Raw genomic sequence first — 22,647 nt, 5'->3', positions numbered from 1 at the left:
CAGACAGATGATCGCCGTTACTTCCGTTACTTCAGCAGCGTCATCTGCACGACCTTGACGATCACCAGACCGACCGCGATCACCAGATAGCCGCGCAGCACGGTCATCCAGACGCGCGTCGACAGCGTCATCTTCTGCGGCTCGAGCGTGCCGAGCGGCGGCATGCGCCACGTGTCGCGCAGTGCGCGATCGACGCCCGGTTCGACGACCCGCTTGTGGCGACGAATCAGCACCGTCGCGAGATAGCCGACGATGGCGAACACGCTACCGCCCACCAGCACATCGAGGATCGCTTCGCCGCTGATGTCCGGATACATCACCGATGCGGTCAGGATGATCGACAGCATCACCAGCACCCAGATCACCGCGCCCGTGAAGATATTGAGCTTCGTCGAATTGATCCACGGCCCGAGCACCTGCCTGTCATTGCAGAGCAGCAGCAGGAACACGGTCGCGCTCGGCAGCAGCACGCCCGCGAGCGTCTGCACCGCTTCGGTCAGCAGGCCGAGCGGGCTGCCCGGAATCAGCACCAGCGCAGCGGCCGCCGCGACGATCCCGAAGTAGACGAGATAGAAGCCCTTCGCATCCGACACACCGCGATGCAGCGAATGACGGATCTTGAACACGTCGCCGATCGCATAGGCGGTCGACAGCGACACCGCCGCCGCGCCGATGATGCACGCGTCGAGCAGCGCGATCGCGAACAGCGTCGCGCTCGTATGGCCCGCATACTTCTCGAGGCCCGCGATGATGCCGCCCGCGTCGGTGAAATTGCCGAATTCCGGATGACCCGAGAACAGTTGCGCCGAGAACGCGATCATCGCGACCGCGCCGACCAGCACGAAGGCGATGCCGATCCACAGGTCGGCCTTTTCATATTTCATGAAGCGCGGCGTGATGCGCTTGTCGATCACGTAGCTCTGCTGGAAGAACAGCTGCCACGGCGCGACCGTCGTGCCGACGATGCCGATCACGAGCAGCATCACGTCGGACAGCTTCGCGTGCGCGGGCCAGTTCGGCATGAAGAAATCGCGCGACATCTGCGCGACCGGCGGGTGGATCGTCACCAGCACCGGCACGAGCAGCAGGCTCATCAGACACAGCACGATCGCGAACCGCTCGAAGCGCCTGAAGTCTCCGGTACTCACCGCGGCCATCGTCAGCGCGGCGGCTACGCACACGCCGGCCACCTTCGGCAAGCCGAAGAAATCCAGCACGAACGTGATACCGATGAACTCGGTGACGATCGTCAGCGCGTTGAGCAGGAACAGGTCGATCACGCTGAAAGCGCCCCAGAACTTGCCGAAGCGCTCGAAGATCAGGCGCGCATGGCCGACGCCGGTAACCGCGCCCAGGCGCAACACCATTTCCTGGTTCACGTACAACACCGGCACGAGCAGCAGCAGCGTCCACAGCAGCGTCGTGCCGTAGTTCTGGCCGGCCTGCGTATAGGTGCCGAATGCGCCGGCGTCGTTGTCGCCGACCATCACGATGAGGCCGGGGCCGATGATCGCGAGCAGCGTGCGCAGGCGCGCCCACCACGTGCCACGCGCGGCGGTATCGTGATGCGCGATCGTGCCGAGCGCGCCGCGGATGTCGCCCAGATGGGCTTCGTCGAGCACGGCGCTGCGTTCGACAGCAACGGGTGGAGAGATGTTGGATGGCGTCGACATGATGAATTCCGTACGGCTAATGGTTATCTGGCAAGCATGCGACCTTGGAATGCACGCGGGCGGCCGCTCGACGGCGGCCACGCGTGCGCATGCCGAGGCGCGCTCGGCGCTGCTTCAGCGGATCAACGATTTCAGGTGGTTCAGCAAACGGGAGAACACTCGCGGACGGGCGTCGAGCGTCAGCATCGCGTCGTAGTGCGGACGCGATTCCGTGACGTGCGGGAGGTTCGACAGCAGAAGGCCGAAGTTCATGGTCTGGCTCCTGGCGGCGACGGCATGCGTGCCGGCCGCGTGGTGGACGCGGGGCCAGTCCGGGGCCTGAACGTCGTGTCAGGCTAGTGAGCCGGAGTGTCCCTGCGACCCGGGTTCAAAAGGGTCTGTTGGTGCAACGGGCATAAGGGACAACTGTCACTGTCGTTCATGGCGGCTCCTGTGCGGTGTTCCGGCGAACACGGTTGACCGCCACACGGCATGCGGGCCTGTATTCGCGCGCCCGGAAACGGGATGCACGAATGCGGCCGCCTGCCAGGCGGCGGTAAAACCGGACGGCGCATGCGAAAACGCATCACGCTAACCGGCGCGAATCAGGGTGCACGTAGGGAGTTACTGCGGAGTAATGCTGCGCGCACCGTTTGCCTGGGTGACAAACGGCGGCTTCGATGAGGCGCGGACGTCGGTCGCTCAGGCGGAAATTTCGTTCGAAGATCGACTACTGCAGGCGTCCAAGGCGGCGGCCCCAAGAGTGAAGATGGCGGATTCTATGGACGCCCCGAAAGTGAAGTCAACCCCTTGAAGCCCCATTTCCCGAAATAAATTTTGCGCATTGCCGCACTGAAAGATTTACCCCCGAAAACACGTGCCGCAACCTTTCAGCATGCCTCGTGCGCCACGCGAGCGTCGTGCCGGCGGCTTGTCCGCCGCTGCCCGCTACTGTCCATTGTCGCCGTACAGCCCGAGCAGCTTCAGCGTGACGCCGTTGGTCCAGCCGAAGCCGTCCTGCAGCGGATATTCACCGCCACCGCCGCCGCCTTCGCCCGCACCTTCGACCACGTACTTCTCGACGAGCTTGCCTTCGGTCGCATACACATGCCGCACGTCGGTCAGGAAGCGCGTGCCGATGTCCTTCGCGAACGCCGGTTCGCCGTAGCGGCGCAGCCCTTCGATCGCGATCCACTGCAGCGGCGCCCAGCCGTTCGGCGCGTCCCACTGCTGGCCCGTATTCCCGGTCGTCGTCGCGAGGCCGCCCGGCTGCAGCAACGTCTTGCGCACCTCGCGCGCGGTCGCCTTCGCGCGCTCGGGCCATGCGACGCCCGTGAACAGCGGATACAGCGCAGCGGCCGACACGGCGTCGCGCGGCTTGCGCAGTTGCCAGTCGTAGTCGCCGTAATAGCCGCGACGGTTCCACAGATAGCGGTTGATCGCGGCCGCGCGGCGCGCCGCACGCCCGGAGAAGTCCGCCACGCACGCGACGTCGTGCGATACCGTGCAGCCCTTCACGATCGTGCGCTCGAGATGGAACATCAGGCTGTTCAGGTCGACCGGCACGATCGACGTCGTGCGGATCGTCGCGAGCGTCTTGCCGTCGCCGAACCAGCGCGAGCTGTAGTCCCAGCCGCTTTCGGCGCCCGCGCGCAGGTCGCGGTACACCTCGTTCGCCGGACGGTTCGGCACGGCCTTCGCCGTCGTTACGTCCTCCAGATACGATTCGTCGCGCGGCGTGTCGCTCGCGTCCCAGTAGCGGTTCAGCATCGCGCCGTCGGGCATCGCGACCACGTGGCGCGCGGCCCGCCCGCGCGGCGTCGTGGTTTCGCCCTGCATCCAGTACCCGTATTCCTTGCGCAGCTCCGGCAGGTATTTCTGGTAGACCTGGTCGCCCTCGGCCTGCGCGGCGAGCGTGACCATGTATGCGAAGAACGGCGGCTGCGAGCGGCTCGCATAGTACGTGCGGTTGCCGTTCGGGATGTGGCCGACCGTGTCGATCAGGTGCGCGAAGTTGTCGAGCATGTCGTCGACGAGATCCTCGCGACCCGACACCTGCAGCCCGAGCATCGTGAAATAGGTATCCCAGTAGTAGCCTTCGCGGAAGCGGCCGCCGGGCACCACGTACGGTTTCGGCATCGGGATCAGCGAACTGTACGACGGCACCGTTGCGCTCGTGCGCGTGAGTTGCGGCCACAACCAGTCGATGTGCTGGCGCAGCGTCTGGTTCGCCGGCGGCGTGACCCCGCCTTCGGGCGGCAGCGTGAAGTGCTGGTCGACGAACGCCTTCAGCGAAAAGCCCGGCTGCGATTTTTGTTGCTGATACAACTGCACGATCGTCGCGGGATCGGTATCGGGCGTCGCATCGACGAAGGTCTTCTGGTCGGGATAGAGCTGGGCCGTCTGCACCGCGACGAACAGGTCGCCGTAGAGCTGGCTCGGCGGCGGCAGCAGCGTGCCGGATGCCGGGCTCGCGAACGCCGTCGCGGCAGGCTCGGAAGCCTGCGCGGCCTGTTGCGCAGCGGCCCGGTTCGCGCTGTCGGCCTGTGCGGCGCAGCCGGCAACGGCCAGGTACGCGACTGCCATGACGGCCGCCCAGCGCAGACGCGGCGCGGGCATGGACGGATGCGAGTCGGGTTGCGAGTCGGGTTGCGATGCGGGATGCGATTCGGTCGATGCGGCACGACGTGGCGTCATGACGTGTCCCCTCCTTTCGATGGTGAGTGGATCGGCAGGGGTCTCTTTCGCGCGTGCGCCCGTCTCGATGGCCGTCGATCGATGCGCGTGGTTGTGTTCCGCAGATGAGTGCCGACTGTCGCACGAAACGCGCAGCGCATGCAAGCTTCGCTGCCGTGGCCGCCCGTCGCCGTCATGTGTCGTGTCATGTTCCGCACCGCAGCGGCAGTCGTCTCTTTTCACGGGCACCGTAGCAGGAACGACTGTTGCAACATGCGGAACAAGCGTTGCCTCGCGTGACGCAACGACCACATTGTGGGCATAATGGCATCTTTACCGCGCGCCCTGCCCATGTCGCCCGTCTTTCTAGCACCGCTCATCGTTGCCTGTGCGTTGTTCATGGAAAGCGTCGACGCGAACATCATCGTCACCGCGCTGCCCGCGATGGCGAGGGACTTCGGGCACAGCCCCGTCACCCTGAACATTGCGATCACGGCCTACGTGGTCGGCCTCGGCGTGTTCATCCCGATCTGCGGATGGCTCGCCGACCGCTTCGGCGCGCGCTCCGTGTTCCGTACCGCGATCGGCATCTTCGTCGCCGGCTCGCTGATGTGCGCGGCATCCAATTCCCTAGGTCTGCTCACGTTCGCGCGCTTCGTGCAGGGCGTCGGCGGCGCGATGATGGTGCCGGTCGGCCGGATCATCATCTTCCGCGCGGTGCCGCGCGCCGATCTCGTGCGCGCGATGAACTACCTCGCCATTCCCGCGCTGTTCGGGCCCACGTTCGGGCCGCTCGTCGGCGGCTTCATCACGACCTATCTGCACTGGCGGATGATCTTCTTCATCAACGTGCCGATCGGGATCTACGGGATCTACCTCGCGAGCAAGCACATCGCGAACACGCACGAGCCCGATCCGGGGCCGCTCGACTGGTTCGGCTTCCTGCTGTCGGCGAGCGGCGCCGCGCTGCTGCTGATGGGGCTGACGCTGATCGACGGTTCGCTCACGTCGCGCGGCAACGCGGTCATGATGTGCGTGGCAGGTGCCGCGATGCTCGCGCTCTACGTGCCGTACGCGCGCCGCAAGGAGCGGCCGGTGCTCGACCTCAGCTTCCTGAAGATACCGACGTACCACGCGAGCGTGGTCGGCGGGTCGCTGTTCCGGATCGGCCTCGGCGCGGTGCCGTTCCTGTTGCCGCTCGCGCTGCAGGAAGGGCTCGGGATGAGCGCTTTCCACTCCGGCCTGATCACGTGCGCGTCCGCGCTCGGCGGCGCGGTGAGCCGCTCGACGGCCACGCATACGCTGCGCCGCTTCGGCTTTCGCACGGTGCTGATCTACAACGCGGCATTCGCCGGGCTCGCGATCGCCGCCTACGGCCTGTTCCATCCGGGCATGGCGACCTGGGCGATCTGGACGATCGTGCTGGTCGGCGGCATTTTCCCCGCGCTGCAGTTCACCAGCCTGAATTCGATGATCTACGCGGACATCTCGCAAAGCGACGCGGGCCGCGCCACCAGCCTCGGCAGCGTCGTGCAACAGATGTCGCTCGGGCTCGGCGTGACGGTCGCGGGCCTCGTGCTGCACATCTCGCACTGGCTGCAAGGACACCAGACGATGGTGTGGTCGGATTTCTGGCCGGCGTTCGTCGTGGTCGGGCTGTGCTCGTTCGCGTCGATTCCGATCACGCGGCGGCTGCCGCCCGGCGCCGGCGACGAAGTCGCGCGGGGCAAGCGGCAATAAACGGACTGGCGGGAAAAAAGTCGGCGAGGTCGGCGGCGAGAAACCGGAAAAACAAAAAAATCAGCGGACATCCACACGGGGCCGGTGCACAGCCGCATGGATGTCCGCTCAGGGCTCCGGGTCTCTCGTTGGGGGTTGAGAATCCCGGATTCGCTTCCTGCGTGCCATGGACATATCGTGCGTCGGAAGCGGAATCGTTGCGCGCACATTTCGTCGCGCCATGACTGCACTATAGGGAAACTCGCGCCGCGCATCTGTCAACCATTGTCAGACGCCAACCCTTGCCCGCGCCGCACACGCGCGCCGCTTTCGCGCTAAAGTGGTGCCCGACCGTCACCCTCAGTTGCCGTTCCGATGCTTACGCTCTCGCCCGTCGCCGCCCGCGCGCTGCATCTCGCCGCGCAGGGCCTGCTGACTCCGCCGCGCCGCAAGGCGACCAAGGCCGACGTGCTCGACACGATCCGCCGGATGGCGCAGTTACAGATCGATACCATTCACGTCGTCGCGCGCAGCCCGTATCTCGTGCTGTTCAGCCGCCTCGGCGACTTCACCCCGCAGTGGCTCGACGAACATCTCGCCGAGGCGCGCCTGTTCGAATACTGGTCGCATGAAGCGTGCTTCCTGCCCGTCGAGCAGTTCGGGCTGATGCGCTACAAGATGCTCGATCCGTCCGGGATGGGCTGGAAATACGCAGCCGAATGGCACGAACAGAATCTCCCCGACATCGAACAGCTGCTCGCGCGGATTCGCGACGAAGGCCCGGTGCGCTCGGCGGACTTCATCCGCGAAGACGGCGCAAAGGGCAACGGCTGGTGGGACCGCAAGCCGGAGAAGAAGCATCTCGAGGTGCTGTTCACGACCGGCGACCTGATGGTGTCCGAACGCCGCAACTTCCAGCGCGTGTACGACGTGCGCGAGCGCGTGCTGCCCGGCTGGGACGATGCGCGCGACCTGCCGCCGCGCGAAGCCGTGCTGCCCGCGCTGCTCGACTACACGTGTCGCGCGCTCGGTGTCGTGCGGGCCGACTGGGTGGCCGACTACTATCGGCTGCCGCGCCGTTCATACCGCGCGGAGCTCGATCGGCTCGCCGACGCGGGCGACCTGATTCCGGTGGAGATCGCCGACTGGAAAGAGCCCGCCTACGTGCATCGCTCGCTCGAATCGCTGCTGCCGGCCGCCGCGGCCGACACGCTGCGCTCGACGGTCACGACGCTGCTGTCGCCGTTCGATCCGGTGGTGTGGGACCGGCGGCGCGCATCGACGCTGTTCGGGTTCGACTACACGATCGAGTGCTATACACCCGCGCACAAGCGGCGCTACGGCTACTTCTGCCTGCCGGTGCTGCATCGCGGCCGGCTGATCGGGCGCGTCGACGCCAAGGCGCATCGCATGCTCGGCACGTTCGAGCTGAAGGCTTTCCATGTCGAGCCCGGTGTGCGGTTCGGCGCCGGGCTCGCGGCCGATGTCGCGAAGGCCGTGAAAAAGCTTGCGGCATGGCACGGGACGCCCGCGGTGACGGTCGCGCACGCGCCGCCCGAGCTGGAGAAGGCGCTGGCGGGCGTGTAACGCCTGCGTCATTGCGTCGGCCGGCGACGATGTATGCTCCGCTTGCGCGAACGTCACCTGCTGCCGCTCAGTCGCGCAGCTTGCGAAAACGCGGCGTGCCGTCCTGCAGGTTCTCGTTGAACATCGCTTCCGGGCGCACCCACAGACCGCGCGCATGCGGCCACAGATGCTCGTATACGACCACCGATTCCTCGGTTTCGGAATGACGGGCGACGCCGATGTAGCGATACAGCCCGCCCTTGTAGTGACGATGTGTGGCGAGCTGTTCGGCTTCCTGTTCGGTCATATCTGCTTTCCTTCGGCAAAAACGAAAGCGCGTATTGTATGCGCTCGTATGCGCTCGCCGTGCGTCAGCGTTTCGCGTAGATGTCGGGGCGGCGGATCTCCATCAGCCGCTCGGGATTCGCGGACGGCCCGAAGCCGACCGGGCGGTACAACTCGTGGGCATCGGTCGTCACCAGCATGATGCGGCGCAGGCCCTGCACCATCGGCTGCGCGAAGACGTGGTCGATCAGCGCGCGGCCGTAGCCGTTGCCGCGCTCGGCCGGCAACACGAACACGTCGCACAGGTACGCGAACGTCGCGTGATCGGTGACGAGCCGCGCAAACCCGACGAGCCGGTCGCCGACATACGCGCCGAAGCACAGCGACCCTTCGATCGCGCGTTCGACGACGTCGCGCGGAATGCCCTGCGACCAGTACGCGTCGCGATGCAGGAAATCGAAGATCGCGTCGATGTCGAGCTCGCGCTTGTCGGTGGAAAATCTCAGCGTGGCGGGTGTGGCTGCGGGCACGTCGGCTCTCCGGTCGGATCGGGGCGGAGCAGCCACGATAGCGCGGTGCGGGGTGGGCGACAAGCGATTGGCTTCAATCCGCCGCTTTCCCCGCTCACGGCGCCGGCAACGCGCGATCGGCCTTGCAACGCTTCAACGGCAGCGGCCGGGCCGCGACGATCCGCGTCACCTCGCGAGTGCGCGGGTCGATTTCCAGATCGAGGCATGCGCAGCCGTAGCCGTGCATCCCCGCGTTGGTCACGACCCACCCGCGCGTCGACATGTCGGGCATCTCGTCGAGGCCCGGCACCGGCGGACTGCCCTGCGTCGACAGCGTCCAGCTGGCGTCCTTGTCGACCAGCCACCAGTTGGCCGGCGTCGGATTCTCGAGCCATCCGCAGCGCTTTTCCGGCGCGGCGGCGGCGGGCATCGCGACGGTCAAGGCGAAGGCCGCCCCGAGAACCCACGTCGCAGGGCGAGTACGCGCGATTTTCATGTCGGTGAATGCGGACGGAAGAAACGCCGACAGCATACCCGCCTTTGCGTCCGTTACGCGTCCGTTACGCGCCCTTTCCTGCCCATGCACGAATTCCTGCGAATCGGGTAGCCTGTGCGCAACCTGCTTGCGGCGCCGGCCGCCGGCCACGCCCGACTGGAAGAAGACACTTCAATGCGCGGCCGCGCCGCGCTCGCCGCCCGATAACGCCACCACGCTGTCTCATGCCCTACCGACTCATCGCGTTCGACTTCGACGGCACGCTCGCCGATTCGCTCGACTGCTTTCTCGCGGCGCTGACGCAGGCGTCGCGCCTGCACGGCTTTCGCGACGCCACGCCCGAACTGCGCCCCGCGCTGCGCGGGATGTCGGCGCGCGAGATCATCCGCGCGCTCGAGGTGCCGATGTGGAAAGTGCCGCGCGTGACGGTCGACATGCGTCGCCTGATGCGGCCGCACATTGCGCGGGTGAAGCTGTTCCCCGGCGTCGACGACACGTTCGATGCGCTCGCCGCGCGCGGGATCCGTATCGCGATCGCGACGTCGAACACCGAGGACATCGTGCGCGACCGGCTCGGCCCGCGCGCCAGCCGTCACGTCGATCTCTTCGCGTGCGGCATTCCGTTGTTCGGCAAGGCGCACCGGCTTCGCGCACTCGTGCGCGAAGCCGGCATGCAACCCGCCGAGGTGCTGTACGTCGGCGACGAAATCCGCGATGCCGATGCGGCACGCCGCGCGGGCATCGCGTTCCTGGGCGTCGCATGGGGCTATACGGCGCCCGACGCATTGCAGTCGCATTGCGCGACGCCGCTGCTCCCGCGCCTCGACGCCCTGCTCGATCGCGTGTGACCGACGTCGCGCGATTCGATGCGACGTCGCGCATACGGTGTGCATCCGCTACGTGTCCGACCCGCGCGACGATGAAACGCCGACGACACGCGTGCACGCCGCATCCATTTCAAGCACACCGTGCACGCAAGAATTGCCGCCGCGATACGCGCGACAGGTACGCGCTACCTGCCCGTTCGCGCGCCCATCGACTCGTCTTACCAACCGTTACACAAGGCACAGCGCGGTTGCACCTGCTACCCGGACGCTCTCCTAGAATCAGTCGGGCCGCGAAACACTTCGACCGCCATCGCGGCAGAGCGGCGGTCGATTCCGGCCCGGGCGCGCCCGGTCTCTCGCAAAGCTGCGGATCACGCGATCCGTCCGTTAATCAGAGCCCCGATCGAAAGGAGGTCCCATGAACCGCTTTCCCACCCTCTCGCGCCTTGCATTGTCTGCCGCTGGCCTGCTGCTCGTCGCCGTGACGGCGAATGCGCAAACCGCGCAACCGTCGCCGTCCGCACCGGCCGCCGCAGAGACACGCATCCACGAAGCCGACCAGACCTTCATAACGAACGGCACGAAGACCGTGTCGACGCAGCACGACGCAGCGCGCATCGCCGATTCGCGCACGTCGGACAGCCAGGTGAAGGCATTCGCGCAACGCGTGTCGACCGACGATGAAAAAATCATCCAGGCGATGCGCGCAGCGAGCCCGCGCGGCGTCGACGTGCCGGCCAACAATCCCGACACCACCGTGCTGGACAGCATCAAGAGCCTGCGCGGCGCGGATTTCGACAAGGCGTATATCGAACAGGTCGCGCTCGCCGGCGAGCAGAAGACGATTTCGGCGTTCCAGGCCGAAATCGCCTCGGGCCGCGACACGAAGCTGAAGGAAGTCGCACGCCAGTCGCTGCCGATCCTGCAGGCGCACTACGCGGACGCGCAGAAGCTCGCGCAGCGTCACCACCTCGCATCGGCACAGTAACGCGATGCATGGCCGCGCATCGCGCGCGGCACACGACGTCCCCCCATCGTCGCGCCGCCCCTTCCGGCGGCGCGATGCATACAACACCCGTTACGCGTCACGTCGCAAGCTTCGCCTTCAACCGCTCGCGCACTTCCGGCCATTCGTCGTCGATGATGCTGAAGCGCACCGAATTGCGCTTGCGGCCGTCGGGCATGATCCGTTCGTGACGCACGATCCCTTCCTGCTTCGCACCGAGCCGCAGAATCGCCGCACGGGACTTCTCGTTCAGTTCGTCGGTCGTGAACTGCACGCGCACGCAATGCAGCGTGTCGAACGCGTACGCGAGCAGCAGCCATTTCGCTTCGGTATTCGCGCGCGTGCGCTGCGACGATTCGCCGAGCCACGTATGACCGATCTCGAGCTTGCGATGCTGGCGGTCGATCTTCCAGAAGCGCGTGCTGCCGATCACGCGGCCCGACGCGCGATCGACGATCGCGAACGGCATCACGGTGCCGCTCGCGCGCCCTTGCAGCGCGGTGTCGATATACGCGTCGACCGTCTCCTCGCCCGGCACGACCGTGACCTTCAGGTTCCACAGTCGACCATCGGCGGCGGCATCCAGCAGCGCCTGCCGGTCGGACGCTTCGAGCGGCCGCAGTTCGATGCGCTCGCCGGTGAGCGTCGGTTGTGCGAGGGAGGATGAAGCGTCGTTCATGACGGGTTCCGTTTCCGTGAAAGTGAGGACGAGGATGGCAACGACTGCGGCGAAACGCTCATCATACGGCCGCCGCTAACCGGGCAGCGCAGCGAGCCGGCGCCGGATCGCTTTCGCTTCGCCGCGCAGCGCGTCGGCGAATGCGTCGACGAGGAGGCTCTTCGGCCGGTGCTCCGGCACGATCACGCTGACGCGATACGGGAACGCCCGCGTGAGCGGCCGCACGTGCAGATCGCGCCCGACGAAATCGAGCGCAGTCAGCGGATTGACGATCGCGGTGCCGAGCCCCTGCCGCACGAACGCGCACACCGACACCGCCGACGGCGTTTCGATCACCGAGCGCGGTGCGACACCGAGCTGCGCGAACGCCTCGTCGATCATGATCCGGTACGGGTCGTTCAGCGACAGGCTCACGAACGGGCGATCGGCGAGATCCGCGAGATCGATCGCATCCTTCGCCAGCAGCGGATGGCCGTCGGGCAGCACGCACACCTCGTCGACTTCGAGCAGCGGCGTGAGCAGGGTGCCGGCCGGCGCGACGTCGTGCTCGGTCAGCCCGAGGTCGTAGCGTTGCGCCGTCAGCCACTCCTCGAGCACCGGCGACTCCTGCGTCGCGACCGACACGCTGACGCCCGCATGCGCGTCGTGAAAACGCCGGCACGCCCCGGGCAGGATCGCGTGCGAGAACGCCGGCAGCGCGATCACCGACAATTGTCCGTCGCGAAACTCGCGCAGCCGCGCGGCCGTCGCCGCGACCCGCTCGAGCCCCACATAGGCGAGCCGCACGTCGTCGAACAGCGTGAGCGCGGCCATCGTCGGCCGCAGCCGGCCATGCGAGCGCTCGAACAGTGCAAAGCCGACCACATGCTCCATGCGGGCGAGTTCGCGGCTGATGGTCGGCTGCGACGTATAGAGCATCTCGGCCGCTCGCGTCGTGCTGCCGGTGACCATCAGCGCGCGAAAAACCTCGATATGCCGGTGTGTAAGCATGGCACCCTATATCCAGAATGAATCGAATATCGATAAACAGGCATTTTACCGCATAGCCTTTCAGGCGCATCATTCACGCTATCCGTTCATTCGATCCGATTCATCCGCCATGTCTCTCGATTCCCGCCAGCTCGCGGCGCTCGCGCAGCAATACGGCACCCCGCTGTGGGTGTATGACGCCGACGTCATCCGCGACCGCATCGCCCAACTGCGCCAATTCGACGTGATCCGTTATGCGCAGAAGGCGAACTCGAACCTGCATATCCTGAAGCTGATGCGCGAGGAAGGCGCGTGCGTCGATGCCGTGTCGCTCGGCGAAATCGAACGCAGCCTCGCGGCCGGATTCAGTCCGGCAGGCGAACCGGAAGGCGTCGTGTTCACGGCCGACCTGATCGACCGCCCGACGCTCGCGGCCGTGCTCAAGCACGGCGTAACCGTGAACGCCGGCTCGCTCGACATGCTCGCGCGCGTGGGCGAGCATGCGCCCGGCCATCGCGTATGGCTGCGCGTGAATCCGGGTTTCGGCCACGGCCACAGCAACAAGACCAACACCGGCGGCCCGCAAAGCAAGCACGGGATCTGGATCGACGACGTGCCGCGCGCGATCGAGATCGTGCGCCAGTACGGGCTGAAGCTGGTCGGCATCCACATGCACATCGGCTCGGGCGTCGACTACGGCCACCTGTCGCAGGTGTGCGATGCGATGGTCGACCTCGTCACGTCGCTCGGCCACGACATCGAAGCGATCTCCGCGGGCGGCGGCCTGTCGATCCCGTATCGCGACGGCGAGCCGCGCGTCGACGTCGGCCACTACTTCAGCCAGTGGGATGCCGCGCGCAAGCGGATCGAACGGCATCTCGGCCACGCGGTGCGCATCGAGATCGAACCGGGCCGCTTCCTCGTTGCGGAAGCCGGCACGCTCGTCACCGAAGTGCAGGGCGTGAACCGCCGGCCAAAGCACGACTTCGTGCTGATCGATGCGGGCTTCAACGACCTGATGCGTCCGTCGATGTACGGCAGCTATCACGCGGTGTCCGTGCATGCGCACGATGGCGCACTGCCCGCCGGCCGGCCGCTCGTCGACATCGCGATCGCCGGACCGCTGTGCGAATCCGGCGACGTGTTCACGCAGGACGCAGGCGGCGTGGTCACGCACCGCAAGCTCGCGCAGCCGCAGATCGGCGACCTGCTGTTCCTGCACGACGCGGGCGCGTACGGCGCATCGATGTCCTCGAACTACAACAGCCGGCCGCTCGCACCGGAAGTGCTCGTCGATCGCGGCACCCCGCGGCTGATTCGCCGCCGGCAGACGATCGACGAACTGCTCGCGCTCGAAACGTTCGAGTAACCGCGCCTTCACGCCGCGTTCGACACCGCTCGAACGCTCACGGCCAGGCTTGCCGCTTCAGGCATGCCTGGCCGTTTTGCTTTTGGCGCGTGCCGCTCGCGCAGGGCAACCGCTCGCGCACGCCGTAGCACCTCATGCTGCGCACCCCGTGCAACCGCAGCAGATCGCCTGCATCACGTTCCACACAGAGAGAAAAACATTCCACGGCGCGTGGAAAGTGCCTGCATTTTTGGAAGCACTTTCCTTTTTGACAAAACTAAGATTGCCCTCAGTCGTTCAGCATTTGCGTCGCCGGATACGCATCGACGATGCAGCCGGTCTACCTCACTCGCAAGCCGCACGGGCAATCATGAACACGATGCTTGAACTCCTCGCCGCACACCGGAACCCGTTCGATACGAACGCCGTGCGGTCCGCCTGCGCGCGCGAACGCAAGCCGTAACGCATCGCGGCGAACGGCTCGCGCCGCACTCGCCGCCACACCGTCGCGCGCCGCGTCTCGCCGCGGCTCCTTCGATCCGATTCCCGCCCACGGCGACGCCGCCCGTCGCTGCGGACACGCACACCCTGAATTTTCGACAACGACCACGGAGACGACCATGAAGAAACACTTCAACCCGACGCTCAAGCAAGGCCTCGCCGCCGCCCTCCTCTGCGTTGCGGCCACGGCCTCGCACGCGGCGGACCTGCTCGACACCGTCAAGCAGGCCGGCGTGCTGAAGATCGCGCTCGAAGGCACCTACCCGCCGTTCGACTACCGCAATGCCGACGGGCAGCTCGAAGGGTTCGACGTCGACGTCGCGAAGGCGGTCGCCGCCCGGCTCGGCGTGAAGCCGCAGTTCGTCACGACCGAATGGAGCGGGATTCTCGCCGGGCTGCAGGCCGGCAAGTTCGACGTGATCGTGAACCAGGTGGCGATCACGCCGTCGCGCCGGCAGGCGCTCGATTTCAGCACACCGTACGTGTATTCGTCCGCGCAACTGCTGCAACGCCAGAACGACACGCGTGCGTTCAAGTCGCTCGGCGAACTGAAGGGCAGGAAAGTCGGCGTGACGATGGGCAGCAACTACGTCGACCTCGTGAAAACCGTGCCAGCGATCGATCTGCAGGTGTATCCGGGCACGCCGGAAAACCTGCGCGACCTCGCGGCGGGCCGCATCGATGCGGCGGTCAACGACCGCCTGATGCTGAGCTACCTGATCAAGAACTCGCACCTGCCGCTGCGCCCCGGCTCCGTGCTCCCCGGCGGCGAAGACCAAATGGGCATCCCGTTCCGCAAGGGCAATCCGAAATTCGCGAAGGCGATCGACGACGCGGTCGCATCGCTGCAGCAGGACGGCACGCTGAAGAAGATCTCGATGCAGTGGTTCGGTGCGGACACCTCCCGGCCGGTCACGCAATAACGCAGCGCTGCAAGGGCCCGCGCACCCCGATGCGCGGGCCGTCGAAAACACAATCAGGAGACACGTGGTGGAAGCACTCGATCTGATCATACATACGCTGCCCGTCATGGTGAAGGGCGCGCTGCTCACGCTGAAGTTCGCGGTGGCGTCGATGGCGCTCGGCCTCGTCGTCGGGCTCGTGGCCGCCATCATGCGCATCGGCAGCAACCGGCTCGCGTCCGGCCTCGCACAAGGCTACGTGAGCCTGATGCGCGGCACGCCGCTGCTCGTGCAGATGTTCGTCGTCTACTACGGACTGCCCGATCTCGGCATCACGCTCGACCCGACGACGGCGGGCATCTTCACGCTGACGCTCAATGCCGGCGCGTACCTGTCCGAAAGCATGCGGGGCGCGATCCTCGGCATCGGCCGCGGACAATGGGCGGCGGCGCACAGCCTCGGCCTCACGCACGTGCAGACGCTGCGCTATATCGTCTGCCCGCAGGCGCTGCGCCTGGCCGTGCCGAGCCTCGGCAACACGCTGATCAGCCTGATCAAGGACACCTCGCTCGTGTCGGTGATCACCGTCACCGAGTTGCTGCGCTCGACGCAGGAAGTGATCGCCGCGACCTTCCAGCCGCTGCCGCTCTACCTCGCCGCCGCCGCGATCTACTGGGTTCTCAGCACGCTGCTCACGCGCCTGCAGGGCCGCGTCGAAACGCGTCTCGCGCTGCCGTCCACGCATTGAGCAGGCGCGCGCCCATCGACATGAACCTCAACCACGGACACAACATGATCACGCTCGACAACGTTTCGAAGTGGTATGGCAAGCATCAGGTCCTTTCCGCATGCAGCGCGGCGGTATCGAAAGGCGAAGTGGTCGTCGTGTGCGGGCCGTCGGGCTCCGGCAAGTCGACACTGATCAAGACGATCAACGGCCTCGAGCCGTTCCAGAAAGGCAGCATCGTCGTCGACGGCATGCGGCTCGGCGATCCCGCCGCGAAACTCGCGCAACTGCGTGCGCGGGTCGGCATGGTGTTTCAGCATTTCGAGCTGTTTCCGCACCTGTCGATTACCGACAACCTGACGCTCGCGCAGGTCAAGGTGCTCGGTCGCCGCAAGGACGAGGCGATCGAGAACGCGATGAAGCTGCTCGATCGCGTCGGCCTGAAGGCCCATGCGCACAAGTATCCGGGGCAGTTGTCCGGCGGGCAGCAGCAGCGCGTCGCGATCGCGCGCGCGCTGTCGATGAACCCGGTCGCGATGCTGTTCGACGAACCGACCTCCGCGCTCGACCCCGAGATGATCAACGAAGTGCTCGACGTGATGGTCGAGCTCGCCCGCGACGGAATGACGATGGTGTGCGTCACGCACGAGATGGGCTTCGCGCGGAAGGTCGCACATCGCGTGATCTTCATGGATCAGGGTGCGGTGGTCGAGGATGCGGCAAGCGATGCGTTCTTCGCCGCGCCGCGCTCCGATCGCGCCCGCGACTTCCTCGACAAGATCCTGCACTGAGCACACGACGGCCGCACTGCTTCGATTGACCGACTTTCAAAGGACGACATCTTGAACCACCCGCACTCGACCGACACACTCCTCGCTCACGAAGGCCGCTCGCACGGCCAGCCCGGCTCGCCGGTGAATCCGCCCGTGTACCGCCAGTCGACGCTGCTCTTTCACGGCACCGATGCGCTCGACGCGGTGCGCGGCACGCCGCTCGCTTACGGACGGCACGGCAGCCCGACCACGCGCGCGCTCGAGAAGGCGCTCGCGCGTCTCGAAGGCGCGCACGCCGCACTGCTGACACCGAGCGGACTCAGCGCGATCACGACCGCGCTGCTCGCGGTGCTCGATCCCGGCGACCATCTGCTGATGGTCGACTCCGCGTACGACCCGACGCGCTCGTTCTGCGACGAAACGCTCGCGCGCCTCGGCATCGAAACGACGTACTACGATCCGTCGATCGGCGCCGGCATCGCGTCGCTGATGCGACCCAACACGCGCGCGATATTCACCGAATCGCCCGGCTCGCTGACCTTCGAGGTGCAGGACATCCCCGCGATCTGCCACGTCGCACACGAGCACGGCGCGGTCGTGCTGCTCGACAACACGTGGGGCACGCCGCTGAATTTCCGTTCGTTCTCGCATGGCGTCGACGTGTCGATCCACGCGGCAACGAAATACATCGCCGGGCATTCCGACGTGCTGATGGGTGTAATCCTGACCACCGAGGCGCTCGCGCCGAAAGTCACGCGCTGCTACCGGCAGCTCGGGATGACCGTCAGCGGCGACGATGCGTATCTCGCGCTGCGCGGCCTGCGCACGCTGTCGGTGCGGCTCGAGCGGCACCAGCGCAATGCGCACGTGTTGACCGAATGGCTCGCGCAGCAGCCGGAAGTCGCGCAGATCCTCTATCCGGCGCGGCCAGGCGATGCCGGCCACGCGCTGTGGCAGCGCGACTTCACGGGCGCGTGCGGGCTGTTCGGCCTGGTGCTGCATCCGCAGCCCGACGAGGCCGTGCGTGCGCTGCTCGACGGGATGACGTGCTTCGGCATGGGCTACAGCTGGGGCGGCTTCGAAAGCCTGATCATCCCGTCGAACCCGTCGCGTCATCGCACCGCGACGTCATGGGCTGCCGCCGGCCCGCTGCTGCGCATTCACGCGGGGCTCGAGCATCCGGACGACATGATCGCCGACCTCGACGCCGGTTTCGCGAGAATGCGTGCCGCCGCGGCCGCATTCGTGGAAGCCTGACATCGGGCAACGCAGCGCATCTCGCGCACGCCTGTTCGTGCCACGACGCATCACATCTTTTTCAACGTTCGACCACCACTGATAGCGAGGCCATCATGAAAGACACGCTGTTCATTCTCCGCCCGGGTTTCTTCAAGGACTCCGAAGGTCCGTTTTACTGCGGCGACTCGGTTGCCGTCGAAGGATTGCTCAGTTTCTATCCGCAATTGCGCGACGCGGTCGCGGTCGAGTACATCGACGCGCCGCGGCCGCGCCAGCCGATCGTCGCGCTGATCGGCGAGGACAATCAGTCGGCACCCGTGCTCGTGCTGGCCAACGGGCAGACACCGAAGGATGATGCGCTCGGCGTGCGCGAGCACAACGGCCGTCGCTTCATCGATTCGCCCGCCGATATCCGGCGCTATCTGTCGTCGCAATACGGCGTTGCGCACGTTGCGTAAGCACGCCGACGCCTGATGTCGACGGGCGCCGGCGAACGGGCCGCGCAACATGCGCGGCCCGTCTTGCGCGACGCTCGGCGCGCGGCAGAGCCGCTCGTTCGGCTTGGCCCGTCACGTCGCCGTGCACCGCGCGTCAGCCCGCGCGCTGCATCGGCGCCATTTTCGAAAAGTACTTCGCGCCCGCGACGCAGCCGACGACCACGACCGTCACGACGAGCATCGACGGCGGCACCGCCTCGTGCAGCAGCCCGGCTGCGAGCAGGAAACCGAAGAACGGCTGCAGCAGTTGCAACTGGCCGACGCCCGCGATCCCGCCGAGGGCGAGCCCGCGATACCAGAACACGAAGCCGATCAGCATGCTGAACAGCGACACGTAGGCGAGCCCCCACAGCGCGGCGGCGTCGACGCCGTCGAACGTGGCCGGCCACGTGAACCACGCGAGCGGCAGCATCACCGGCAGCGACAGCACCAGCGCCCACGAGATCACCTGCCAGCCGCCGAGCTGGCGCGACAGGCGCGCGCCTTCCGCGTAGCCGAGCCCGCATGCGACGATCGCGGCCAGCATCAGCGCGTCGCCGACCACCGACGCACTGCCGCCGTTGCGCAGCGCAAACGCGGCCACCGCGCCGCTGCCGAGCAGCGAGAAGATCCAGAACGGCAGCCTCGGCCGTTCGCCGCCGCGCCACACGCCGAACAGCGCGGTCGCCAGCGGCAGCAGCCCGACGAACACGATCGCGTGCGCGGACGTCACGTGCTTTAACGCAAGCGCGGTCAGCAACGGAAAACCGACCACGACCCCTAGTGCGACGACGACGAGCGACGCGGTCTCGGCGCGCGTGGGCCGCTTCTGCTTCAGCGCGACGAGCAACCCCAGGCCGAGCACGCCGGCAATCGTCGCACGCGCGAACGTGAGGAACAGCGGGTCGAGCCCCTGCACCGCGACGCGTGTCGCAGGCAGCGAGCCACTGAAAATGATCACGCCCAGCAAGCCGCTGAGCCATCCGTCGGTCGTCTTTTGCACGGCACATCCTGATCGGAAAAAGGGGGATGTCTGATAATCCGCCGCCCGCGAAATGCGCGTAAGCTACAGCTCAATACAATTCGGACAAACTGTACTGAACAACCGGCCGTACAGTTCACCCTTCGCCATGAGCCAATCCGCCCAGCACCTCGCCCCGCCCGCGGCATCGCGCACGCGTGTGGAAACCGTGATGGACACGCTGCGCGCGCGGATCGCGAGCCGCGCGCTGATGCCTGGCGCGCGCGTGCCGTCGATCCGGATGATGGCCGACGCGCTGCATGTGTCGAAATCGACCGTCGTCGACGCGTACGAACGGCTCGCGAGCGAAGGCGTGCTCGTCGCGCGGCGCGGCTCCGGCTTCTACGTGTCGGGCCATGCGCCGCCGCTCGCGCTCGCCGAACTCGGGCCCCGCCTCGATCGCGAGCTCGATCCGCTGTGGCTGTCGCGCCAGGCGCTTGAAGCGGCGCCCGGCTCGGTGAAACCCGGCTGCGGCTGGCTGCCATCGTCGTGGCTGCCCGACGAGAGCCTGCGCCGCGCGCTGCGCGCCGTATCGCGCGACGAACCCGACGCACTGACCGACTATGCGACACCACTCGGGCTGCCCGCACTGCGCCAGCAGCTCGCGTGGCGCCTCGCGCAGCACGGCATCCATGCGGAGCCCGCGCAGATCATGCTGACCGACGGCGGCACGCATGCGCTCGATCTGGTGTGCCGGCTGCTGCTGGAGCCCGGCGACACCGTCGTGCTCGACGACCCGTGCTACTTCAACTTCCAGGCGCTGCTGCGCGCGCATCGTGCGCGGATCGTCAGCGTCCCGTACACGCCGAACGGCCCCGACCTCGCGCGCTTCGAGCAGGTGCTCGTCGAGCATCGTCCGCGGCTCTACATCACGAACGCGGCACTGCACAACCCGACCGGCGCAACGCTCGCGCCGCCGGTCGCGCACCGGATGCTGACGCTCGCGGCCGAGCATGGGCTGCTGATCGTCGAGGACGACATCTTCGCGGACTTCGAGAGCACGCCCGCGCCGCGCCTCGCGGCGTTCGACGGGCTGTCGCGCGTCGTGTCGATCGGCAGCTTCTCGAAGACGCTGTCGGCTGCGATCCGCTGCGGCTATGTCGCCGCGCGTCCCGAATGGATCGATGCGCTCGTCGACCTGAAGCTCGCGACGTCGTTCGGCAATGCGCAGATCGGCGCGAACGTCGTGCATCGGCTGCTCGTCGACGGCACGTACCGGCGCCATCTCGACAGCCTGCGCGCGCAGCTCGCGGACGCGATGGGCGAGACGATCCGGCGGCTCGCGCGCGCCGGGCTCGGGATCTGGACGGAACCGCGCGGCGGACTGTTCGTATGGGCGGAGTTGCCCGACGGGCTCGACGCCGCGCACGTCGCGCGCCACGCGCTCGATCACGACGTGGTGCTCGCGCCGGGGAACGTGTTCAGTGCGGCGCGCAGCGCGACGTCGTTCATGCGCTTCAACGTGTCGCGCTGCAAGGGGCCAGCGGTGTTCGATGCGCTTGCGGGGGCGATGGAGGCGGCGCGGGCCGCATCGCACGACCCCGACACGCCGCCGCCCGTTACGCGCAATCGCGAGCGAACCGTGACCTAGTCGACGTCGCGCGCCGAGTCGGACAGGATCAGGCGATCCGGCACGCTCGCCACGGCGCCGCGCGACGCGACGTAGTACAACAAGCCCGGCACGACGATGCCGACGATCCACGACACGTCGACGCCGCCTAGCGCATCGACCCACGGCCCGGTGTAGAACCCCGTCGCGACGAACGGCATCTGCACGAGCACGCCGACCGCGTAGACCGCGATACCGACGACGTTCCAGCGGCCGTACCGGCCGTCGGGGTCGAACAATGCCGGCACGTCGTAACGCTCGCGGGTGACGCAGTAATAGTCGACGAGATTGATCGCGCTCCACGGGGTGAAGAACACTAGCAGAAACAGCAGGAACGACGAGAACGCCTTGAGGAAATCGTGCTGCCCGGCCAGCGCGATCCCGCTCGATGCGGCGACGGTCAGCAGCACGAACGCGATGCGCGTGCGCGGCGAGATCTCGCGTCGCCCGCCGAAGCCGGTCAGGATCGCCGCAACCGACATCACACTGCCGTACGCGTTGAGCGTCGTGATCGTCAGCTTGCCCAACGCGATCGTGAAATAGAGCACCGCTGCGATCGTACCCGTCGCGCCGAGGCCGACGATGAACGCGACCTCGTGCCCGGCGAAGCGATCGCCGGCGAGCGCCGCGGCCAGCACGCCGAACGTCATCGATACCTGCGCGCCGATCACGGTGCCGCAGAATACGGCGGCAAAGGTCTTGACGGGCGACGTCGCTCTGGGCAGGTAACGGGAATAGTCGGCGACGTACGGTCCGTACGCGATCTGCCACGACGCGGACAACGACACCGCGAGCAGGAACGACGCGGGCGTGAAGTGGCGATTCGCGAGCAACGCGCCGAGCGCGGGCCCGTTCAGCAGGCTCGCAAACAGATACAGGAATGCGAGCGTGCCGACGATGCTCGATATGCGCCCCATTGCATGAATCGTCCGGTAGCCGAGACCGGTGAGCAGCACGACGAGCGCGGAGAAGATCAGGATCGCGGCGGTATGGCCGACATGCAGCAATTCGGCGATCGCCTGCCCGGCGAGGACCGTTCCGCCCGCGGAGAATCCGACATACATCACGCAGACGAGTGCGAGCGGCACGATCGCGCCGTACACGCCGAACTGCACGCGGCTCGACACCATCTGCGGCAGCCCGAGCTGCGGCCCTTGCGCCCCGTGCAGCGCCATCACCGCGCCGCCAAGCACCTGGCCTGCCAGCAAACCGATCAGCGACCAGAACACGTCGCCGCCGAGCACCACCGCCAGCGCGCCGACGACGACTGCCGTGACCTGAAGGTTCGCGCCGAACCACAGGGTGAATTGACTGAACAGGTTGCCGTGGCGCTCGGCATCGGGAATATGGTCGATCGAACGACGCTCGATCAGCGACGGATTGGCGACAGGTGAAGCGGTACGTTCCATGCTCGGCTCCTGACCGGTGGAAAACTGCGCTTGGGGGTTCGCTCGGACCAGAGGCATCAGGCCGCGGTCCTTCGCGTGAATCGCATGCCGGTTGCAATGACACGGCATGCGGGCAGGATCAGTGGATCCTGATGAGTTGCAGGGATCAGAGCGACGCGGTCAGTTGCGGGACAAGCTCGTGCAGATCGCCGACGAGACCGTAATCGGCCACGCTGAAGATCGGCGCCTCCGGATCCTTGTTGATCGCGACGATCACCT

The 22,647-nt window shown here is 66.7% G+C and carries 22 protein-coding genes and 1 pseudogene; 12 read left to right on the top strand and 11 right to left on the bottom strand.

Annotation, left to right across the window (positions count from 1 at the left end):
- Positions 1-26 precede the first annotated feature (26 nt).
- The 3 genes from DIE13_RS29695 to treA form a co-directional block, all read right to left on the bottom strand.
- Positions 27-1,673 carry an NRAMP family divalent metal transporter gene (locus tag DIE13_RS29695; RefSeq protein WP_124830591.1) on the bottom strand — a complete coding sequence of 549 codons (1,647 nt, stop codon included), beginning with the start codon at positions 1,671-1,673 and terminating at the stop codon, positions 27-29.
- A 114-nt stretch (positions 1,674-1,787) separates the two neighbouring features.
- A complete protein-coding gene (locus DIE13_RS33055; RefSeq protein WP_175752182.1) occupies positions 1,788-1,925 on the bottom strand; it encodes a hypothetical protein in 138 nt (45 codons plus the stop codon).
- Positions 1,926-2,600: 675 nt separating this feature from the next.
- Complete coding sequence (treA, locus tag DIE13_RS29690; RefSeq protein WP_124830590.1) at positions 2,601-4,349, bottom strand: alpha,alpha-trehalase TreA; 1,749 nt, start codon at positions 4,347-4,349, stop codon at positions 2,601-2,603.
- Positions 4,350-4,679: 330 nt separating this feature from the next.
- On the opposite strand from treA, the gene DIE13_RS29685 reads away from it, so the two are divergent.
- Together DIE13_RS29685 and DIE13_RS29680 are read left to right on the top strand one after the other, a co-directional pair.
- Positions 4,680-6,068: an MFS transporter gene (locus DIE13_RS29685; protein WP_124830589.1), complete on the top strand. Its 1,389-nt coding sequence runs from the start codon at positions 4,680-4,682 to the stop codon at positions 6,066-6,068.
- Positions 6,069-6,422: 354 nt separating this feature from the next.
- A complete protein-coding gene (locus DIE13_RS29680; RefSeq protein WP_124830588.1) occupies positions 6,423-7,634 on the top strand; it encodes a winged helix-turn-helix domain-containing protein in 1,212 nt (403 codons plus the stop codon).
- A 67-nt stretch (positions 7,635-7,701) separates the two neighbouring features.
- Here the strand turns inward: DIE13_RS29680 and DIE13_RS29675 are convergent, their stop codons facing one another.
- The 3 genes from DIE13_RS29675 to DIE13_RS29665 form a co-directional block, all read right to left on the bottom strand.
- Positions 7,702-7,920: a DUF1653 domain-containing protein gene (locus tag DIE13_RS29675; RefSeq protein ID WP_124830587.1), complete on the bottom strand. Its 219-nt coding sequence runs from the start codon at positions 7,918-7,920 to the stop codon at positions 7,702-7,704.
- Between the two features lie 64 nt (positions 7,921-7,984).
- A complete protein-coding gene (locus DIE13_RS29670; protein ID WP_124830586.1) occupies positions 7,985-8,428 on the bottom strand; it encodes a GNAT family N-acetyltransferase in 444 nt (147 codons plus the stop codon).
- Between the two features lie 94 nt (positions 8,429-8,522).
- Positions 8,523-8,849, bottom strand: a complete 327-nt coding sequence (locus DIE13_RS29665) for a DUF4087 domain-containing protein (RefSeq protein WP_199568879.1) — start codon at positions 8,847-8,849, stop codon at positions 8,523-8,525.
- Positions 8,850-9,127: 278 nt separating this feature from the next.
- Between DIE13_RS29665 and DIE13_RS29660 the strand changes: the two genes are divergently transcribed.
- Positions 9,128-9,751: an HAD hydrolase-like protein gene (locus tag DIE13_RS29660; RefSeq protein ID WP_124830584.1), complete on the top strand. Its 624-nt coding sequence runs from the start codon at positions 9,128-9,130 to the stop codon at positions 9,749-9,751.
- Positions 9,752-10,148: 397 nt separating this feature from the next.
- Entirely contained in the window at positions 10,149-10,718 is a 570-nt protein-coding gene (locus tag DIE13_RS29655; RefSeq protein ID WP_124830583.1) for a DUF4142 domain-containing protein, read from the top strand.
- Between the two features lie 97 nt (positions 10,719-10,815).
- Here DIE13_RS29655 and DIE13_RS29650 read toward each other — a convergent pair whose 3' ends face one another.
- Positions 10,816-11,415, bottom strand: coding sequence for a GNAT family N-acetyltransferase (locus DIE13_RS29650; protein WP_124830582.1), 600 nt, complete (start codon positions 11,413-11,415; stop codon positions 10,816-10,818).
- Positions 11,416-11,490: 75 nt separating this feature from the next.
- The gene (locus tag DIE13_RS29645; RefSeq protein WP_124830581.1) at positions 11,491-12,405 is read right to left on the bottom strand and encodes a LysR family transcriptional regulator; all 915 of its coding nucleotides are present in this window, start codon (positions 12,403-12,405) and stop codon (positions 11,491-11,493) included.
- Between the two features lie 109 nt (positions 12,406-12,514).
- Between DIE13_RS29645 and lysA the strand changes: the two genes are divergently transcribed.
- The 7 genes from lysA (at position 12,515) to DIE13_RS29610 (ending at position 18,332) form a co-directional block, all read left to right on the top strand.
- A complete protein-coding gene (gene lysA / locus DIE13_RS29640) occupies positions 12,515-13,753 on the top strand; it encodes a diaminopimelate decarboxylase (protein WP_124830580.1) in 1,239 nt (412 codons plus the stop codon).
- A gap of 148 nt (positions 13,754-13,901) precedes the next feature.
- Entirely contained in the window at positions 13,902-14,195 is a 294-nt protein-coding gene (locus DIE13_RS29635) for a hypothetical protein (RefSeq protein WP_124830579.1), read from the top strand.
- A gap of 157 nt (positions 14,196-14,352) precedes the next feature.
- Positions 14,353-15,156, top strand: coding sequence for a transporter substrate-binding domain-containing protein (locus tag DIE13_RS29630; protein WP_124830578.1), 804 nt, complete (start codon positions 14,353-14,355; stop codon positions 15,154-15,156).
- A 67-nt stretch (positions 15,157-15,223) separates the two neighbouring features.
- Positions 15,224-15,883 (top strand): amino acid ABC transporter permease, encoded by a 660-nt coding sequence (locus DIE13_RS29625; protein WP_124830577.1) that lies wholly within the window; start codon positions 15,224-15,226, stop codon positions 15,881-15,883.
- A 44-nt stretch (positions 15,884-15,927) separates the two neighbouring features.
- Entirely contained in the window at positions 15,928-16,653 is a 726-nt protein-coding gene (locus tag DIE13_RS29620; RefSeq protein ID WP_124830614.1) for an amino acid ABC transporter ATP-binding protein, read from the top strand.
- A gap of 51 nt (positions 16,654-16,704) precedes the next feature.
- Positions 16,705-17,892: a cystathionine beta-lyase gene (gene metC / locus DIE13_RS29615; RefSeq protein ID WP_124830576.1), complete on the top strand. Its 1,188-nt coding sequence runs from the start codon at positions 16,705-16,707 to the stop codon at positions 17,890-17,892.
- 95 nt (positions 17,893-17,987) lie between these two features.
- A complete protein-coding gene (locus tag DIE13_RS29610) occupies positions 17,988-18,332 on the top strand; it encodes a DUF3088 domain-containing protein (protein ID WP_124830575.1) in 345 nt (114 codons plus the stop codon).
- A gap of 133 nt (positions 18,333-18,465) precedes the next feature.
- Here the strand turns inward: DIE13_RS29610 and DIE13_RS29605 are convergent, their stop codons facing one another.
- The gene (locus DIE13_RS29605; protein ID WP_124830574.1) at positions 18,466-19,353 is read right to left on the bottom strand and encodes a DMT family transporter; all 888 of its coding nucleotides are present in this window, start codon (positions 19,351-19,353) and stop codon (positions 18,466-18,468) included.
- A 127-nt stretch (positions 19,354-19,480) separates the two neighbouring features.
- Between DIE13_RS29605 and DIE13_RS29600 the strand changes: the two genes are divergently transcribed.
- Positions 19,481-20,962, top strand: coding sequence for a PLP-dependent aminotransferase family protein (locus tag DIE13_RS29600; RefSeq protein ID WP_124830573.1), 1,482 nt, complete (start codon positions 19,481-19,483; stop codon positions 20,960-20,962).
- Here the strand turns inward: DIE13_RS29600 and DIE13_RS29595 are convergent.
- Both DIE13_RS29595 and DIE13_RS29590 read right to left on the bottom strand, forming a co-directional pair.
- Positions 20,959-22,389: a cytosine permease gene (locus DIE13_RS29595; protein ID WP_175752196.1), complete on the bottom strand. Its 1,431-nt coding sequence runs from the start codon at positions 22,387-22,389 to the stop codon at positions 20,959-20,961. The genes DIE13_RS29600 and DIE13_RS29595 overlap by 4 nt on opposite strands.
- A gap of 145 nt (positions 22,390-22,534) precedes the next feature.
- Positions 22,535-22,647: pseudogene (locus DIE13_RS29590) on the bottom strand (electron transfer flavoprotein subunit alpha/FixB family protein); the annotation flags it as partial.

The sequence above is a fragment of the Burkholderia sp. Bp9016 genome (assembly GCF_003857765.1).
Taxonomy (GTDB): domain Bacteria; phylum Pseudomonadota; class Gammaproteobacteria; order Burkholderiales; family Burkholderiaceae; genus Burkholderia.
This window is presented reverse-complemented; position numbering and strand designations above follow the sequence as displayed.

Excerpts from the sequence above, each read along its gene's own strand:
- DIE13_RS29600 (WP_124830573.1), top strand. The coding sequence starts at position 19,481 with ATGAGCCAATCCGCCCAGCACCTCGCCCCGCCCGCGGCATCGCGCACG.
- DIE13_RS29650 (WP_124830582.1), bottom strand. The coding sequence starts at position 11,415 with ATGAACGACGCTTCATCCTCCCTCGCACAACCGACGCTCACCGGCGAG.
- DIE13_RS29655 (WP_124830583.1), top strand. The coding sequence starts at position 10,149 with ATGAACCGCTTTCCCACCCTCTCGCGCCTTGCATTGTCTGCCGCTGGC.
- DIE13_RS29630 (WP_124830578.1), top strand. The coding sequence starts at position 14,353 with ATGAAGAAACACTTCAACCCGACGCTCAAGCAAGGCCTCGCCGCCGCC.
- DIE13_RS29660 (WP_124830584.1), top strand. The coding sequence starts at position 9,128 with ATGCCCTACCGACTCATCGCGTTCGACTTCGACGGCACGCTCGCCGAT.
- DIE13_RS29685 (WP_124830589.1), top strand. The coding sequence starts at position 4,680 with ATGTCGCCCGTCTTTCTAGCACCGCTCATCGTTGCCTGTGCGTTGTTC.
- DIE13_RS29645 (WP_124830581.1), bottom strand. The coding sequence starts at position 12,405 with ATGCTTACACACCGGCATATCGAGGTTTTTCGCGCGCTGATGGTCACC.
- DIE13_RS33055 (WP_175752182.1), bottom strand. The coding sequence starts at position 1,925 with ATGAACTTCGGCCTTCTGCTGTCGAACCTCCCGCACGTCACGGAATCG.
- DIE13_RS29620 (WP_124830614.1), top strand. The coding sequence starts at position 15,928 with ATGATCACGCTCGACAACGTTTCGAAGTGGTATGGCAAGCATCAGGTC.
- DIE13_RS29695 (WP_124830591.1), bottom strand. The coding sequence starts at position 1,673 with ATGTCGACGCCATCCAACATCTCTCCACCCGTTGCTGTCGAACGCAGC.
- DIE13_RS29595 (WP_175752196.1), bottom strand. The coding sequence starts at position 22,389 with ATGGAACGTACCGCTTCACCTGTCGCCAATCCGTCGCTGATCGAGCGT.
- DIE13_RS29680 (WP_124830588.1), top strand. The coding sequence starts at position 6,423 with ATGCTTACGCTCTCGCCCGTCGCCGCCCGCGCGCTGCATCTCGCCGCG.
- lysA (WP_124830580.1), top strand. The coding sequence starts at position 12,515 with ATGTCTCTCGATTCCCGCCAGCTCGCGGCGCTCGCGCAGCAATACGGC.
- DIE13_RS29610 (WP_124830575.1), top strand. The coding sequence starts at position 17,988 with ATGAAAGACACGCTGTTCATTCTCCGCCCGGGTTTCTTCAAGGACTCC.
- DIE13_RS29675 (WP_124830587.1), bottom strand. The coding sequence starts at position 7,920 with ATGACCGAACAGGAAGCCGAACAGCTCGCCACACATCGTCACTACAAG.
- treA (WP_124830590.1), bottom strand. The coding sequence starts at position 4,349 with ATGACGCCACGTCGTGCCGCATCGACCGAATCGCATCCCGCATCGCAA.